15 protein-coding genes are annotated in these 15365 nt (G+C 55.6%); 7 read left to right on the top strand and 8 right to left on the bottom strand.

The annotated features are described in order from the left end of the window. The 3 genes from ABYT07_RS12875 to ABYT07_RS12885 form a co-directional block, all read right to left on the bottom strand. Window positions 1–629 (bottom strand): NAD(P)H-dependent flavin oxidoreductase (locus ABYT07_RS12875; RefSeq protein ID WP_372992191.1); only part of this gene is annotated, 629 nt, incomplete at its 3' end. Window positions 630–735: 106 nt separating this feature from the next. Next, window positions 736–1896 carry an acetyl-CoA C-acetyltransferase gene (locus tag ABYT07_RS12880; RefSeq protein ID WP_372992192.1) on the bottom strand — a complete coding sequence of 387 codons (1161 nt, stop codon included), beginning with the start codon at window positions 1894–1896 and terminating at the stop codon, window positions 736–738. A gap of 24 nt (window positions 1897–1920) precedes the next feature. Then, window positions 1921–2682 carry an SDR family NAD(P)-dependent oxidoreductase gene (locus tag ABYT07_RS12885; protein WP_372992193.1) on the bottom strand — a complete coding sequence of 254 codons (762 nt, stop codon included), beginning with the start codon at window positions 2680–2682 and terminating at the stop codon, window positions 1921–1923. A gap of 408 nt (window positions 2683–3090) precedes the next feature. On the opposite strand from ABYT07_RS12885, the gene ABYT07_RS12890 reads away from it, so the two are divergent. Together ABYT07_RS12890 and ABYT07_RS12895 are read left to right on the top strand one after the other, a co-directional pair. Continuing rightward, complete coding sequence (locus tag ABYT07_RS12890) at window positions 3091–3567, top strand: DUF1045 domain-containing protein (RefSeq protein WP_372992194.1); 477 nt, start codon at window positions 3091–3093, stop codon at window positions 3565–3567. Next, window positions 3539–3877: a DUF1045 domain-containing protein gene (locus ABYT07_RS12895; RefSeq protein WP_372992195.1), complete on the top strand. Its 339-nt coding sequence runs from the start codon at window positions 3539–3541 to the stop codon at window positions 3875–3877. Before ABYT07_RS12890 ends, ABYT07_RS12895 begins: the two co-directional genes overlap by 29 nt. Window positions 3878–4039: 162 nt before the next feature. Here ABYT07_RS12895 and ABYT07_RS12900 read toward each other — a convergent pair whose 3' ends face one another. Further along, window positions 4040–4852, bottom strand: coding sequence for a CpsD/CapB family tyrosine-protein kinase (locus ABYT07_RS12900; RefSeq protein ID WP_372992196.1), 813 nt, complete (start codon window positions 4850–4852; stop codon window positions 4040–4042). Further along, a complete protein-coding gene (locus tag ABYT07_RS12905) occupies window positions 4846–6411 on the bottom strand; it encodes a GumC family protein (RefSeq protein WP_372992197.1) in 1566 nt (521 codons plus the stop codon). Before ABYT07_RS12905 ends, ABYT07_RS12900 begins: the two co-directional genes overlap by 7 nt. Window positions 6412–6851: 440 nt before the next feature. On the opposite strand from ABYT07_RS12905, the gene ABYT07_RS12910 reads away from it, so the two are divergent. Continuing rightward, a complete protein-coding gene (locus tag ABYT07_RS12910) occupies window positions 6852–7484 on the top strand; it encodes a sugar transferase (protein WP_372992205.1) in 633 nt (210 codons plus the stop codon). 13 nt (window positions 7485–7497) lie between these two features. Next, complete coding sequence (locus tag ABYT07_RS12915) at window positions 7498–8472, top strand: glycosyltransferase family 2 protein (protein ID WP_372992198.1); 975 nt, start codon at window positions 7498–7500, stop codon at window positions 8470–8472. On the opposite strand, the gene ABYT07_RS12920 is transcribed toward ABYT07_RS12915, so the two are convergent. Then, entirely contained in the window at window positions 8463–9389 is a 927-nt protein-coding gene (locus ABYT07_RS12920; RefSeq protein WP_372992199.1) for a NodZ family protein, read from the bottom strand. The genes ABYT07_RS12915 and ABYT07_RS12920 overlap by 10 nt on opposite strands. A gap of 168 nt (window positions 9390–9557) precedes the next feature. On the opposite strand from ABYT07_RS12920, the gene ABYT07_RS12925 reads away from it, so the two are divergent. Both ABYT07_RS12925 and ABYT07_RS12930 read left to right on the top strand, forming a co-directional pair. After that, entirely contained in the window at window positions 9558–10196 is a 639-nt protein-coding gene (locus tag ABYT07_RS12925) for a polysaccharide biosynthesis/export family protein (protein WP_372992200.1), read from the top strand. 35 nt (window positions 10197–10231) lie between these two features. Continuing rightward, window positions 10232–11494: a hypothetical protein gene (locus ABYT07_RS12930; RefSeq protein WP_372992201.1), complete on the top strand. Its 1263-nt coding sequence runs from the start codon at window positions 10232–10234 to the stop codon at window positions 11492–11494. Here ABYT07_RS12930 and ABYT07_RS12935 read toward each other — a convergent pair. Together ABYT07_RS12935 and ABYT07_RS12940 are read right to left on the bottom strand one after the other, a co-directional pair. Continuing rightward, window positions 11457–12704: a glycosyltransferase family 4 protein gene (locus ABYT07_RS12935; protein WP_372992202.1), complete on the bottom strand. Its 1248-nt coding sequence runs from the start codon at window positions 12702–12704 to the stop codon at window positions 11457–11459. The two genes, ABYT07_RS12930 and ABYT07_RS12935, sit on opposite strands and share 38 nt — an antisense overlap. Before the next feature lie 89 nt (window positions 12705–12793). After that, window positions 12794–13471: a hypothetical protein gene (locus ABYT07_RS12940; RefSeq protein WP_372992203.1), complete on the bottom strand. Its 678-nt coding sequence runs from the start codon at window positions 13469–13471 to the stop codon at window positions 12794–12796. A 510-nt stretch (window positions 13472–13981) separates the two neighbouring features. On the opposite strand from ABYT07_RS12940, the gene ABYT07_RS12945 reads away from it, so the two are divergent. Beyond that, a complete protein-coding gene (locus tag ABYT07_RS12945; RefSeq protein WP_372992204.1) occupies window positions 13982–15277 on the top strand; it encodes an AAA family ATPase in 1296 nt (431 codons plus the stop codon). Window positions 15278–15365 lie beyond the last annotated feature (88 nt).

The following is a 15365-nucleotide window of genomic DNA, read 5'->3' on the forward strand; positions in this document are numbered from 1 at the left end:
GCAGACCCGGCATAGCCGCCGTCCGCCCCCATCGCTTGCGCTGCCAAAATGCTATCGCCCCGCGCAATAGCACCGGACAGGAACAACGGCCCGTCAAACCATTCGCGGATTTCCTGAACCAACGCGAAAGGCGATTGTGCCCCCGCATGCCCCCCTGCCCCGGCCGCAACGGCGATCAGCCCATCCGCACCCTTTTCAATCGCCTTATGGGCAAAACGGTTATTGATGATGTCATGCAACACAACACCGCCGACGCTGTGCACAGCATCATTCAGCCACGTCTGCGCGCCAAGGGATGTAATCCAAAGCGGCACCTCGTGTTTGACGCAAATTTCGACATCGCGTTCTAGGCGGCTGTTTGAACGATGCACGATCTGGTTCACCGCATAGGGCGCTGCAGGATTGTCGGGGTTCGCTTGGTTGTGACGGTCCAGCTCTTCCTTGATGCGGGTCAACCACCGATCAAGCTCGATTGGTTCGCCTTCGGCCTCGCGGGCATTCAAGGCGGGAAAACTGCCAACGATCCCTGCTTTGCACTGGGCAATCACCAGATCGGGGTTCGAGATGATGAAAAGCGGGCTGCCAATCAGGGGAATACGAAGCGGGTCGAACAAGGCTGGCAATGTCATAGGGGTCTCCGAAGGATAAAGGGCTTTGCGCACAACGTCGCACTGCTGCATTGGATTGGGAATGACCAACGTTGCGTCGGACATTCCAATTTGCGTTTATCAGAGCCTAAACAGCCTCGATGATCGTGACATTCGCGATGCCGCCGCCTTCGCACATCGTTTGCAAGCCGTATTTTTTGCCATGCGCATGCAGGCTATGGACCAGCGTCGTCATCAACCGCGCACCGGATGCCCCCAGCGGGTGACCAAGGGCAATAGCCCCCCCGTTCACATTCAGCTTTTCAGGGTCCGCACCAGTATGCTTGAGCCACGCCATCGGGATCGGGGCGAAGGCCTCGTTTACTTCGAACAGATCGATATCGTCGATCTTCATGCCCGCACGTTTCAGCGCGTGATCCGTCGCAGGCAATGGTTCTTCCAGCATGATCACCGGGTCGCCTGCGGTTACCGTCAGGTTGACGATCCGCGCCTTGGGCGTGAGGTTGTATTTCTTTAACGCCGCTTCGGACACGATCAAGACGCCGGCCGCCCCGTCGCAAATCTGCGACGCATTCGCGGCTGAAATCATACCATCGGGCTGCAGCAGTTTGACGCTGGAAATAGTCTCTAGCGTGGCATCATCGCGAATACCTTCGTCGCGGGAGTGCGTGCCACCGTCGATATCAAGCGGGATGATCTCTGCATCAAACCGGCCTTCATTTCGGGCCGCAGTCGCGCGCTTGTGGCTCTCCAACGCATAAGCATCCAACGCCTCTCGATCAAAGCCGTATTTCTTGGCGATCATCTCGGCCCCGATGAACTGGCTGAAATTCTTGGTGCCGTAGCGTTCAACGATGCGGTCGCTGAACGGGCCCTCGCCCAGCTCTGCCTTGCCATAAAGGAAAACATTCGACCCCATCGGCACGCGGGTCATGCTTTCGACCCCCATGGCAACGACGACATCCTGTGTACCCGACATCACCGCCTGCGCGGCAAACTGCACCGCCTGCTGCGAGCTGCCACATTGGCGGTCGATCGTGACCGCAGGCACCGATTGTGGCAGCTTGGACGCCAGCACGCAGTTGCGTCCGAATGCAAAGGCCTGTTCGCCGCCTTGGGTAACACATCCGACGATCACATCGTCAATGATCGCGCCGTCAATGCCCGTACGATCCACCAGCGCGTTCAACACCTCGGCCCCCAGGTTTGCCGGGTGCCAGTCGCGCAGAACACCCCCGCGCCGGCCCCCGGCGGTGCGGGCCGTCTCTACAATATATGCTTCAGCCATTTTTCATCCCTCCCAAGGTTCGATCTATTTTGGTGCCATACGGATCGCGCCATCAAGACGGATCGTTTCGCCATTCAGCATCGGATTGTCGATGATTGCACCAACCATCTTGGCATATTCCGACGGATCGCCCAAACGGCTGGGAAACGGCACCTGCGCGCCCAGCGATTGCTGCGCCTCTTCCGGCAGGCTGGCCAGAAGCGGTGTCAGGAACAGCCCCGGCGCGATTGTCATGACGCGGATCCCATAGCGGGCCAATTCGCGCGCAATCGGCAGGGTCATCCCTACGATCCCACCTTTGGATGCGGCATAGGCCGCCTGCCCGATCTGCCCGTCAAACGCTGCGACAGACGCCGTGTTGATAATCACACCGCGTTCTTCACCAATGGGGTCTGCCTTGTGCAACGCTGCGGCAAATTTTGACAGGACGTTGAATGATCCCAGCAGGTTCACATTGATAACATTGGAAAAGCTGGCCAGTGGCAGTGCATCGCCTTCGCGGCTGACGACCTTGGCCGGTGGCCCGATGCCCGCGCAATTCACCAAGATGCGCGCCTTGCCATGCACCCCTTCGGCGTCTGCAATTGCAGCTGCGACAGCGTTTTCGTCGGTCACGTTAACCTTGAAGAATGCGCCGCCGATCTGTTTGGCTTTCGCCTCTCCCATCTCCTCGTTCATGTCAAAGATAGCAACCTTGGCACCTGCTTTCGCGAGCATATCAGCTGTCGCGCCACCAAGACCCGAAGCGCCCCCCGTTACGATTGCCGCTTGTCCCTGAAGTTCCATTCTTCTCTCCCAAAGTCATATCTAAAACTGTTCGCCGCGAATGTTGCGCGGCGTCAGGGGGATTTCAATCTAAATCCCGGCTTTGTGCAGAATAACGCCCCGGCAGTCGGCTTAGCCCGCGCGTTTCTGAGTGCAGGACCTACGAGGGGCACGGCACAGTTGCGAGTTCGATCTATGGATAGGTCGTGCAGCTCACGCCCAATGCCTGCAAACCATTTGATATTTATTCTTACTATCAAGGGGCATTTCCCGCACAACGCCGTACAAGAAACTCTAGAATGAATTTTTCAAGGTACCCAGCTCTGACCGCTGGGAAGCGGTATAAGATGCGCTACCGAAAAAAAGGGTCCTTACTGAGGCCCGACATGGCAGATACTCATTCTCATCCAAAAGTCGGCGATACTGCTCATGATCATCCAAGGCCAAGTTGGCGTTGGCGAAAAGACCCTACTCTGTCATATCAATATCACGATGATTTGGCAGACGGTCAGCTTTGCCGGGGAACGATATGCTGTTTTTTACACACCTACCGACGCTTTGGCCCATTTTGGCGCGGAATGGCTGGGCCGGGACAATGCAAAGGGTGCCGCTGTCCCCCACCATGATATTCCCGACCTTAATGTTCCCGGCCCCGACGTTGAAAAGATAACCCGCAGGTCGCGCAAATATGGGCTTCACAGTACCTTGAAAGCGCTGTTTTACCTTGCACCAAATAACGATCAGACAGCATTGAAAAATGCAGCAGCCGATTTTGCATCGCAGCAGACTTGCGTTGAAATTGATCCGCTCGAACTAAGGCATGAGAACGGGTTCCTAGCGCTTCGTCCCAAGGATGACCCTCATCGTCTAAAGGAGCTTGCGACTAGCAACCGCCAGAGCATTTGATCCGCTTCGCGCCCCGCTGGCCGACACAGATATTGCCTGCCACCGTCACGCGCGGCTTACCGTCCGCCAAGACCAACAAATGCTGGAATGGGGCTATCCATTCATAATTGATGACTTTCATTTCCACCTGACCTTGACTGGCGGCTTGTCAAAATCAGATGGTGCCGCAGTGATTGCCGCGTTGCAGCCACATGTGGACGCACTGGTACCAACGCCCGTCTCCATTGAGGCCATCACCCTGATGGTACAAGATAAAATAGGCCTGTTTCACCATATCAACCGATATTCCCTGATCTGTACAAGGGCCTGACGGGTTCACGAAAGGCTGCGCGCCTAGCATCGTCCTGCAAGATCAGGCCGTTACGTGCTCCTAGCGGACGCCGCTACTGCTGTATCGGGTTCAATGCCACGAAAAGAATCACGCTTGACCTACTTAACTACCGTTTTCTGCACCTCGTCGCGCTCCGAACATTCATTCATATGCATCATACCCATAGCCGTCCCCGATGTGTTGGCATTTGTTTAACACCACGCCCATCACATTTGTCTGGGTCGCCAGTTCACGTTCGCAAAGGTCAATTTCTTTCACCGTGGTCATTTCCGCCCCCGCGACCAGCAGGACACAATCAACATGCCCTGCAAACGACATCAGATCGTGGGTCAACAGCATTGGTGGCGTGTCAAAGATCATCACATCCGGCGCAAAAGTTTCGTCGACGGCGGCAAGGGCAAGCGGCAAATATCTGCCGCCAAAAACTTCGCCCGCATCCAAAGCTGGTTCCCTGTTTGCAGCTAACGCGAGGTTTGGCCCGATCCGCCGCGCGGTTGCCGCGAACTCCTGATCTCCACGCAGACATGCCCCCAAATTCATGCCGCCATCAATCCCCAGCATCCGCGCCAGCGACGGACGGCGCAGATCGCAATCCAGCAGAACTGTCCTTACCTCGGCCTGACGGCGCAGACTAAGTGCCAAATTCACTGCAACGGTGCTTTTTCCACAGCCCGCAGTCGGAGAGGTGATCGCCAGTCTGCGCCACCCGTTCTGTCGCATTTGCTGTAAAACTCTGGTCCGCATCATATCGAAGTGGTGCGCTTCGCCGCCCGAAAGGTGCCCGACGATCCGGTCTTTTTCCAGTGTCACAGAATCAAGATCGGTCGTCGCTAAACTGTGCCACGCATCTGCCACCGTGTTCAAATCCTGCACGGATCGCGCAATTTTCTGTCCCGCTTCAGGCACTACATGCACAGTGTTCTGATGCCTATCGGCTTGAACCGTTCCTACCATGTTTTGCCCTCTTTCCCGCCTGTTGCATCCGCGCCGATCACTATCCCGAACGGAGCAAATTTTACCTTTTCCGCCGCCTGAGTCTGGGCCGCCCAGAATGCAAGCGGCACCGCAATGACAACGGCCGCCGTGAGACCCACCAGATAGGCCCTGCGCCGAAAAATCTCGGCGCGGGTTTTCAGATAAGGCAGCGTCGCAAAGGGCGTAATCCCCAAGGCTGCTGTCAAATCCTCAGGTCGACGCATCGCGCGGTTCATGCCCTCGATCATCAGGATCAAGGCAAGCCCGAAGGCCCCACCGCCCAAAACACCCATGGTGATAAACTTCCGCCGGTTTGGCGCTACGGGTTCGTCTGGAACTGTAACCCCCTCGAAGACCGTCAGTTTTTGCCCTTGGCGCAATGCCTCGATCATCTCGCCGGTTTCGGCGCGGGCCATATTGGCGACCGTTTGATCGTATTGCACCCGTGTATTGGCCTGCGCACGCCTAAGGTTACCAAGTGTAACGGCATTGGCAGTCGTCGCGTCTATTGATCTGGATAGATCGGCTAAGCCTTCAAGAATGCTCTGCTTTTGCACCGATAAAAATTCTAACTCACGCGTCATCTCGGCTTGCTGCAATGCAAAATCGTCCATCGGTTCCAACGTTTCCGAAAAAGAACTTGCTTGCTCTTCCTCCCCCCCGATGCGCTGGCGCAACGCCGCGGCACGCGCAGTCAGAATACGCAACTTTGGGTTTTCCGGTGATAAAAGCGTCGATTGCGATGCAAGCTCTTCCTCCAGCTGGTCAAGCTGCTGTTGCTTTGGCGTTTGAAACTGCCCCGACCCTGCGGTCGCTTGCAATTCATGCCTGCGCTGCATTCTGGCACGGCGTTCCTGCAAGGCACCGATCTGGCGCTCCATCTGCAAAAGCCTTTCCTGCCCGGTGGCTTGCTGGCTCCTGCGAAAATCAAGGCTGTCAGGAAGCGATTGCTTGTTTTGCTCTGTGAAATTCAAAATAACAGCGTCTTGCGCAGCTAATTCAGCCCCCAACTGCGCAACTTTTTGGGTGAAAAAATCCAGTGTTTTCCCGGCACTTTTGGTGCGCATGTCGACGTCTTCACGCAAGATCAAATCAACGATTTCGAGTGTCACCTTTTCGGCCAGATCAGGCGACGGTGCCTCGAATCCGACTGTGGCAAGCGTCGGGGAACCACCCCCGCCGTCGATCGTCATTGTGATCCTGCCACGCATGTCATCAACGATGTCCTGAGGGGCAAGCTGTACCTCCCTGGGGTCATGGCGGTACACGTTCATTCTTGACGCCAGATCCAGCAATGTATCCCGCCTCAAGATACGCTGCCTGATCAGTTCAAGCTGCTCTGAACCCTGTGTTCTGACCGTGGATGCCGCCAATTCGTCGGGGATTTGCTCTGCCTCCATCAGCAGCCGCGCATGACCCCCATAAATCGGCGGTAAATAAAGGATCGCCCCAAGGCCGCCGAGGCCGCCGATGATCAAGAACAGCAAGAACCAATGAATACGCCGCGCGAAGCGTTGGAGATAAAACCGGAAATCCATCCTCAAGACCTCCCTTTGCCATGGCCGGCAAATGACTGCGTTTGGGAAGTGTCAGGCGTTGGGACACGGATCATGGCAGGGCCTTTTGAATGGTTAACCCCAATAGCAATGATCGAAAGCAACTCGGGGGAAACAGGTGCTAGGATTTGATGTCCTATCTGATCGCACGGTGCTTAACCGAGGGTTAATTTTGGAAAGGATCTCGCCCAAACACCTTAAAACCAAGCCGGTTCATAAAAGTCTCAGGACAAACACCATCTAATTTCTCTTGGGGCTGATCCTTTAATCCCTTGGTAACCCTATCGCTCTAGCACTTAGCTATTGGTTAACCCCACGGTTCTGCAAAAGAGAGATGGCACCTGATGAGTTTTCATTATTTCGACGCACCATCAACAGAACAGACGGTGTCGCGCGCCATTCCGGCGGTGAACCATCCTTCAATGACCCGCACGCGCCCCTTGGCCAAGACACCCTATAGGAATGGTGGCAAAAGGATTTTGGATTTAGGCTTATGCACCATGTCACTGCCTTTTGTGGTGCCCTTGATTGCGATTCTGGCGCTGCTGGTCGCGCTAACTGGGCACAGCCCGTTCTATACTCAGAATCGCGTGGGCCAGCACGGGCGGATATTCAAGATGTGGAAGCTGCGGTCGATGATTCACAACAGCGATCTTCTTCTCAAGGCGCATCTAGATGAAAATCCTTCCGCTCGGGAGGAATGGCAGCGCGCGCAAAAACTGAAAAGCGACCCGCGCATCACCGCGTTCGGATCCCTGTTGCGACGCACTTCGATGGATGAACTGCCCCAGATCTGGAACGTCCTACGCGGAGAAATGAGCCTTGTCGGGCCCCGACCGATGCTGATCAGTCAGGAACCGCTGTACCCCGGCCAAGATTACTATGACATGAGACCCGGCATTAGTGGCAACTGGCAAGTATCGGCGCGCAATGACTCTTCGTTCAAAGACCGCGCGCTTTTCGACGCGACATATAACGAAGCCATGTCGTTCCCCGAAGATATTCGGATCTTGAAAGATACCTTTGGCGTAGTATTACGCGCAAAGGGCCAGTGATCAGGCTACAAATTTGGAAAAACTAGATGCAAAACAGGATGATCATGACGCCGAGCTGACTGTTATTATCATCAGCTACAACACCGTCGGAATGACCCTCAAAGCGATCAAAACACTTTACGCCAACACCCATGACACACAGTTCGACTGTGTCGTTTTCGACAACGCCTCGACCGATGGATCAGCGCAGGCCATCGCCGCAGCTTTTCCAGACGTCAAACTGATCGCATCGGGCCAAAATCTGGGGTTTGCCTATGCGAATAACGTTGTCGCAGCGCATTGCACCACGCCTTATTTTTTGCTGCTCAACCCTGACACTGAAACACAAGCGGGTGCCGTTGATGCGCTGATGTCCTTTGCAAGAACTCAGCCTCGGGCAGGGATTTGGGGCGGGCGCACCGTGTTTGCTGATGGGTCGCTGAACATCGCATCCTGCTGGGCCGCGCCGTCCCTGCGCAGTCTGTTTTTCCGGGCTCTCGGGCTTAGTACACTTTTTCCCCGGTCAGCGTTCATCAATCCAGAAACCTATGGCCGCTGGCCCCGTGATACCCCGCGCGAAGTCGATATTGTTGTAGGGTGCTTTTTGCTGATCCGCCGCAGTCTTTGGGAAACCCTCAGCGGTTTTCAACCCAAATATTACATGTACGGCGAAGACTCGGACCTCTGCTTGCGGGCCCGCGCGATGGGATATCGCCCGATGATCACCCCTGAAGCGCAGATTGTGCATCACGTCGGGGCCTCTACGCCTCGGAATGTGGAAAAGGCCATTCTGGTTATGAAGGCCCGCATGTCGCTAATCCAAGACCATTGGCCGCGTTGGAAAGTCGGGTTGGGGCTTTGTCTGATGTGGGTTTGGTCTGCGCTGCGCTTTGCGGTCACCCGCCCGTTTGCGGCGTCATCGCATCCGCGGCGGCGCGCCAGTGCCGAACGGTGGCAAACACTTTGGAGCAGACGGCGGTCCTGGCTATCGGGCTATGATCAGGCGTAAGTCTGGATCAACCGCTTTGCCACAACCATGGGGGAAAACCGGTCAACATCATCCAGTTGCGCGGCCCCCATGCGTCCCAGATAGGACGAAGTAACAGAAAACGTCGAATGACGCGAGTAAATCAGATGATCGCAGCGCCCCAATTGCCACATATCGATCAAGGCGTTCTCGGCCTCGTGCAGTTTTGCAACCTCTGATGTGGGCCAATGCAGCCTGCTTCCATCAGCTGCCAGATATTTGGGGATATGGTGGATGTTGGGGAATTCCGCTTGCATCTGCACCTGCACCTCGGCGCTATCGGTCGCCAAGAAAATCTGCGCCTCCGGGGTCTGCGCCAGACGTCTGTGCAAACAGGCCCGGACACGGTGCAGCGGAATTTTCCGGTCTGTATAACGGATGTGCACACCAATAGTGGGTGCCCCCAACTTTGCGCCCAGGCCTTCGACCGCAGCCTGCACGCGGTCATTCGGCGTAAAATAACGCGCCAGATATTCCGAGATAACATCTGCCTCGGTCTTGCCGGCAAAGCGGGAATCGCGGCGCAGATTCCGCGCCACACGCCCGAATTTCGGCAGATAAGACCAGAAAATTGCGATGTCTTCGGGGGTGTCCAGCTTTGCCAGATCAGTACATAACCGCCGATAGCCTGTCGGACTTGAATGGCTGTCGGGGATAAATCTGTCAATCATCTGCTGGGGGGTTTGGTCCAAATGCCCCGTCCAGATCGCAGGCGAGACAGGCAGTGTCACGTCATCGAACGCCGCGCAGTCTTGCGGGATCGGCGTTTTGAACAACAGCGGATAGGCGTTTTCACCGATCGGTGCATAGCTACCGTCGCGCCAGTCAATCACCGGAACTCGCCCGGTCAGATCCGCAAATACAAGGCCGCAAACCGCAGACAGGATGCGGTTGCCCAATCCTCCCTTCCCTTTGATCAAAAGCATACGGGAAGACATGTAGGAATATGGCCCTTGATGATGAGAATTTAGCCGTCCGTTCAAGATCATAGACAAATATTAACAACTCATTAACCGTTGCGCCCCACAGTGGAATTCGCGAAAAACGCCAGTTCCGAAGGGGAAACCATGCATTGTCTGACCGCCCGCCTACCCGCACAAATCCGTGTCTTGGCCGCGCTGGTTCTGGGGCTTTTGGGGTCTCAGGCTGCTTTGGCCCAACCCTATAAAATTCAGGCCGGTGATATCCTCCGTATCGAAGTCTTGGAAGATCCCGCATTGAACCGGTCTGTTCTGGTCACGCCGGACGGGCGCATATCAGTGCCTATTGCGGGGACTTTGCGTGCGTCGGGCCAAGCAGTAGAAGCTGTGCAAAGCAGCCTGACCGACCGCCTTGCCAGCGGCTTTGCCAATCCGCCCAATGTCTTCGTTTCTGTCGAACGGCTGGCCATGCCCAAACCGCATATACCGCGCCAACCGCTGGCCCCCCGGACAATTTCCGTTTTCGTGATGGGCGAAGCCGCCAAACCCGGCATGCTGACACTACCGCCCCGCGCGACGGTGTTGCAGGCCTTTGCGATGATGGGCGGGTTCACCAAATTTGCGGCCCAAAAACGTATTCAACTGCGCAGAACCGACAAGAAAAGCGGCGTAGAGACAAACAAACCCTTGAATTACTTGAGTATCGAGGCAGGCTCGGCCCAAGGACGTATCATGCTAATGGACGGGGATGTCATTCTTGTTCCACAGCGGCGTCTGTTCGAGTAACCCGCGCTTCGGCGTACTGCCATGGGGCACAAGTGATGATCGGATTGTTCAAAGGCGTTTGTCTTGCATTTGCCTTGGGCTTTCCGGTGATCGCTCAGGCGCAATCTTACGAAACAGGCGGCATCCAGCTGACCTTTGGTACCAAAATCGGCCTGCAAACCCAAAGCAACGCAACCCTTAGTTCCGCCGATCCGGGACGAACCAGTACCGCAACCAGTGCTCTTTCTATTGGTGTACTGACCGAAACCCGCAGCCAGCGTTTTGCCATTGATTTAGGTCTACAGTTGCGCGGGGCCAATGCGCCGGCGGGGGCCACGCCATCGTCCGGATTTGTTGATCCTTTTGTTGCGGTTGAATACATGCGCGAAGTTGCCAGCGCGCGGCTGTCTTTTGCGGCAGCCTACCGTGAAACCGATTTGTCGCAAAACGCTGATCTGATTGGCCCCACAGGGAGTATCACCATCGCGACCGGTACAGCCACGCGGCGCTATGCGGATGCCGAAATGGAACTGGAATGGGGCCTTGATACGCCTGTCAGCTATGGCATTTTGGCCCGTGTCGAAAACACCACCTACCGCGACGGCGCGGCAACCGGAATTGGTGGCGGTGCACTGAATGACACAAAACGCCAGATGATCTCGGCATCTTTGCAAATGGACCTAAATCCTGTTGTCCGGCTTCGGAACACGCTAAGCTATCGTATGTTCAGTGAGAAAAATGTTCCGGGCCAGCGCCAGACATTGGATTTTGCCAGTGTCCTCAAGCTGGACAGGCCCTTGGGCGATCTGGATTTGACGCTTGGATACACCGACACCCCCGAAGGCCACCGCCTGCGCGCAGAGACCAATCGCGACTTTGAGATGCCCGTGGGACAGCTCCGGACCGGGCTTGGTGTGGCCCGCGGTGTGACCGGCGACACATATGTCACGGGTCAGGTGCAGTTCCGCCAAACCGTCCCGCGCGGAGGGTTTGAAGCGCGGATGAACCGCGTGCTGGCCAGCAGTGACCAGACCGACAAGGAACGGATCAACACCAGCGTAAACATCAAATACCGCACGGAAATATCCGCCCTTTCCGCTTTGATCTTCAAGGCCGATTGGGGACGTTCGAAGGATACAACGAGCAAACTGAGCACCACCACCAGTGCAATTGGCATCAGCTATACCCGCGACTTGACACGAAACCTGACATTTGAAGTTGGTCTACGCCATCGCCGGCAAAGCGATGATGTCACCGGGCAATCACGATCAAACGAATTATTTATCGGGCTCGGGCACGTTTTGGTGACGCGCTACTGACATTTTGATTTTGTTTGGCGAATATGCGGGCATAGGCAGCTAAAAGTTGCGGCTCGGAATGCGCCCAGGACAAATCATCAAGAACGCGTTTGCGCCCTGCCCCTCCCATCTGCTGCTGCATCGCGTAATTACCAATCAACATATTGATCTGGCAAGCAAAATCTTGAGGATCATTGTTTTGAGCATAGACGGCGGCATCCCCAGCCGACACCCGCCCTTCTGTTAGATCAAACTGAACAACAGGTTTTTCGAGGGTCATATATTCCATCACCTTGTTCATGGTTGAGATATCATTCATCGGATTTTTAGGATCAGGGGCCAAACCAATATCAATCGCGTTCAGCACCGCCAAAAGATCATCATCGTAAAGCGCGCCGGTAAATGTAAAATGAGCCTCCAGCTCCAAATCCTTGACGTGTTGGATCACCTCGTTGCGGGTTGGGCCGAACCCGATGATAATGAAATGCACGTCCCGCTGACCAAGTTTCCGGATCAGATGGTCAGCAGCCTCAACCAACAGGTCCATGCCTTCTTGTTGACCGATGACCCCGACATAGCCCAACACCGTCGCGGCCCCTTTGCGAAAGGTTCGATCCCCCACCGCAGGTAGAAAATGATCTATTTTTGGTGCTGACCTGACGACAAAGACGTCTTTGGACTGCATCTTTCCGCGCGTGATCGCGATGTCCCGAAAACTGCCATTGGTGGCCATCGAAACCGAAGCCGTGGCAAAGCTGAGCCGTTCCCAAACCCGCATCACGCTGTAAAGCAGCCCGCGTTTACCAAACTTTGCCTCGAAAAGTTCGGGGCAAACGTCGTGATGGTCGAACATATAGCGCACGCCGCGCGGACGATACCACAAGGCCAGCAAAAAGATCAAATCGGGCGGGTTACAGCCCTGTATCACGTCAAAGGGGTGCTTTTGCCAAATCTGGCGGGCAAGCCTGAACCAGTGACGCAGCGCAGAGCCGTATTCGCGTGCGTAAGCCATTGCACCTGAATGTGCCTCGGGCGGGGCAGGATGGCGATATATGTTAACGCCTTCGATCACCTCGAAAACGGTATCCCATCCCCGCCCCATCGGCGAGATCACCGACACGGTGTACCCCGCACGCACCAGTGTTGTCGCCTCAAGCCAGACACGGCGGTCCAAAGGTACGGGCAGGTTTTCAACGACGATCAGGATGTGGCGGTCAGAGAGTGTCGTCATATCAAACTTTGCTTCTGGAAAGGGCTGCGCCTTTACCGTGAGCCAATAGATATGAATTTTCCGTAAAACCGTTTCAAATTAAACGTATTCTAAGCCGTAATCACAATCTGTGACACATCGCTGTCCACCGCTTGTACAGCCATCAGCACACGCCCCAAGAGATGGGTTTGAACATAGGCCCCGTGAAAACGGCTTGGCGCATGAAGGGTCAATCGCCCCCCTGCCCGGCTCTCGCGCGTGAGATGATGCAGCCAACTGCCATAAGCCCCCGCGTCTTCGGCATGAAGCACCGCCTGCGCCAAAGACCATTCGGACCCGTCCGAAACCGGCAACGGTACCGCACCGCGCACAGGCAGCGGGACAACCCGCGACGGCTCGGGAGCACCCTGCATCCGCAGATCAAAATCAGGGCCCACATTCGGCCAGTGCTGGCGCGTCGCGTCAAGGATAACATCCAGATCAAGACCGTATTCCGTAACCCGCCCCCGCGCGCCTTGCCTTTTGACGATCAACCAACCGCAGCCGCGCAGCTTGGCCATCTCGCGCTTGACTGTGCGTTCATCTACACTCCAAAGCCGCGCGATTTCGCGTTGACCAACGGCAAGTTCATTGCGCGCCCAATTATAACGCGCGGTGACCAACGTGATAAGGCGCAGCACCAAACGGTGGTCATGCTTGTCGCCAGACAAGGCATGTGCGCCGAGCGCAGTGATAATATCGTACTTACGCGCAGACGCATCGAGCCCCACGGGTTTTGGTGAAAGCATACTGCCTCCGATCTGGCACCAATGATAAGGTGCTGCCTCAGTCAGGTGATCTCTTGATGGATCGATTGGGCAGTAGACAACGTCTTTTCCGCCTCTGCCCTGATTTGCGTCCGGAAACCCGATTCTGTCAAGGCTTGGTTTTACTTCGCCTCTGTTTCCGCCCAATTCAAATCTGAAAGAAAAGGTATCAATGGTATAGGGGGACATTCATGCCGTCCCCTATTCGGGCAGTTTTGTCCCCCTATATGTCGTGTGGTTCGCAGTGGTGGCCCCCTATATTGGGGCCGTTTCGCTAAATTCTGATCTGTGCCCACCGAATCACGGGAATAACCCTATTTTAAAAGGCTAATAAAGTTTGCCAGTTTAAGATTAAACCTCTTTCCAAAAGATGCAAATTCAGCGTAAATCCAAAGATACTAATAATTAGCGTTCCCTTTGGGTCTGTGGTCCCCGGCAGTCAGCCGCGCCCATGGGTTCCCCGCGGGGAACACACGCAGGAAAGGGCAGCTTATGTTTACCCATGCCGATCTGGCAAAGCTACAGTCTCAGTCGCTCAAGATGCAGGGGTTTATTCGCCAGCAGACCTATTCGCCCGAGATGGAGAAGACACTACGACGGTTCTCAAGCTGGGAGGTTGCTGAGTTGATCTTCAAGATTAACCCGTCGACCTTGCGTGGACGGCTAGCCGCTGATCCGTCCTTACCTGAAGGAGTGGTCGAAGAAGATGGGCGCCAGCGCTGGTACACGTTGGAAGAGATCAACGAATTGCGGCGCAAGCTGCGGATCAAGAACAAATCGCTCATGCCGCCCCGCCCAGCGGGAAAACGGGCGGTGCGTGCTGCGATTGCTAACTTTAAGGGCGGGGCCGGAAAATCCACTGTGGCGCTGCATTTCGCCCATGCCGCCGCCTTGGATGGGTACCGTGTTCTGGCGGTAGATTTCGACCCTCAAGCAACCCTGAGCCATTCGATGGGGCTGTCTGACGTGTCGGAAGAAGTTACCGTTTGGGGCATCATGGCCCGCGATCTGATCCGCGAGACTGAACGGATGAATGCGGTGCAGGGCGGTGCAGAAAGCGGGTCCACCCTGCCCCAACGCAAATTGCCCGCGTCGGTCACGGGCATGGGGCTTAGCGAACTGCGCGCCACCGATTTCATCAAGCCGACAAGTTGGCCGACGATTGATCTGATCCCGAGCTGTGCCAATGCGGCGTTTGTTGAATTTGCCAGCGCGCAATATCGGCACCTGAATCCAGAATGGTCGTTCTTTGCGGCCGTGTCGCGGTACCTCGATTCTATCCCTCCGGATGCTTATGATCTTGTGATTTTCGATTGCCCGCCCGCGATTGGCTATCAGTCGATGAATGCGGTCTTTGCGGCGGATGTGCTTTATATCCCGTCGGGCCCCGGCTATTGGGAATATGACAGCACGACCAGTTTTATCGGGCAGCTTTCTGAGGCTCTCGAGGATTTGGGCCGCTTTCGAGGTCGCCTGCCCTCGGGCACCGATCCTGTAAAGGCATTTGCAGATATTAAGTTTCTATTGACCCGGTTCGAGCCTAATAATGACTTGCACCGCGCGATGCAGTCAGCATTTCAGCAGGTCTTTAAATCACATATAGCCGAACATCCGATCGAGATGACCCGCGCGGTGGAGCAATCGGGCAGGTTCCTTTCTTCGATATACGAAATGGATTACCGCCAGATGACGCGTGAAACATGGCGGCGTGCGCGGGCATCGTTTGATCGGGCCTATGATGAATTCCGTGGCACGCTGGTTGAGGCGTGGGACAAGTTGGAGGATTGATAAATGGTCAAAAAACGCTCTGTCTTTGATATTAATTTCGAACTGGAAGAGGAGGACGAGGCGGGGTTCCCCGCGGGGAACCCCGCCC

The sequence above is a fragment of the Sulfitobacter sp. genome, from assembly GCF_041552635.1.
Taxonomy (GTDB): Bacteria; Pseudomonadota; Alphaproteobacteria; order Rhodobacterales; family Rhodobacteraceae; genus Sulfitobacter.

What these genes read in the sequence shown, in the direction of transcription:
- ABYT07_RS12930 (WP_372992201.1), top strand. Translation starts at nt 10,232, where the DNA reads ATGATCGGATTGTTCAAAGGCGTTTGTCTTGCATTTGCCTTGGGCTTT.
- ABYT07_RS12905 (WP_372992197.1), bottom strand. Translation starts at nt 6,411, where the DNA reads ATGGATTTCCGGTTTTATCTCCAACGCTTCGCGCGGCGTATTCATTGG.
- ABYT07_RS12935 (WP_372992202.1), bottom strand. Translation starts at nt 12,704, where the DNA reads ATGACGACACTCTCTGACCGCCACATCCTGATCGTCGTTGAAAACCTG.
- ABYT07_RS12910 (WP_372992205.1), top strand. Translation starts at nt 6,852, where the DNA reads ATGACCCGCACGCGCCCCTTGGCCAAGACACCCTATAGGAATGGTGGC.
- ABYT07_RS12900 (WP_372992196.1), bottom strand. Translation starts at nt 4,852, where the DNA reads ATGGTAGGAACGGTTCAAGCCGATAGGCATCAGAACACTGTGCATGTA.
- ABYT07_RS12890 (WP_372992194.1), top strand. Translation starts at nt 3,091, where the DNA reads ATGATCATCCAAGGCCAAGTTGGCGTTGGCGAAAAGACCCTACTCTGT.
- ABYT07_RS12945 (WP_372992204.1), top strand. Translation starts at nt 13,982, where the DNA reads ATGTTTACCCATGCCGATCTGGCAAAGCTACAGTCTCAGTCGCTCAAG.
- ABYT07_RS12925 (WP_372992200.1), top strand. Translation starts at nt 9,558, where the DNA reads ATGCATTGTCTGACCGCCCGCCTACCCGCACAAATCCGTGTCTTGGCC.
- ABYT07_RS12885 (WP_372992193.1), bottom strand. Translation starts at nt 2,682, where the DNA reads ATGGAACTTCAGGGACAAGCGGCAATCGTAACGGGGGGCGCTTCGGGT.
- ABYT07_RS12940 (WP_372992203.1), bottom strand. Translation starts at nt 13,471, where the DNA reads ATGCTTTCACCAAAACCCGTGGGGCTCGATGCGTCTGCGCGTAAGTAC.
- ABYT07_RS12880 (WP_372992192.1), bottom strand. Translation starts at nt 1,896, where the DNA reads ATGGCTGAAGCATATATTGTAGAGACGGCCCGCACCGCCGGGGGCCGG.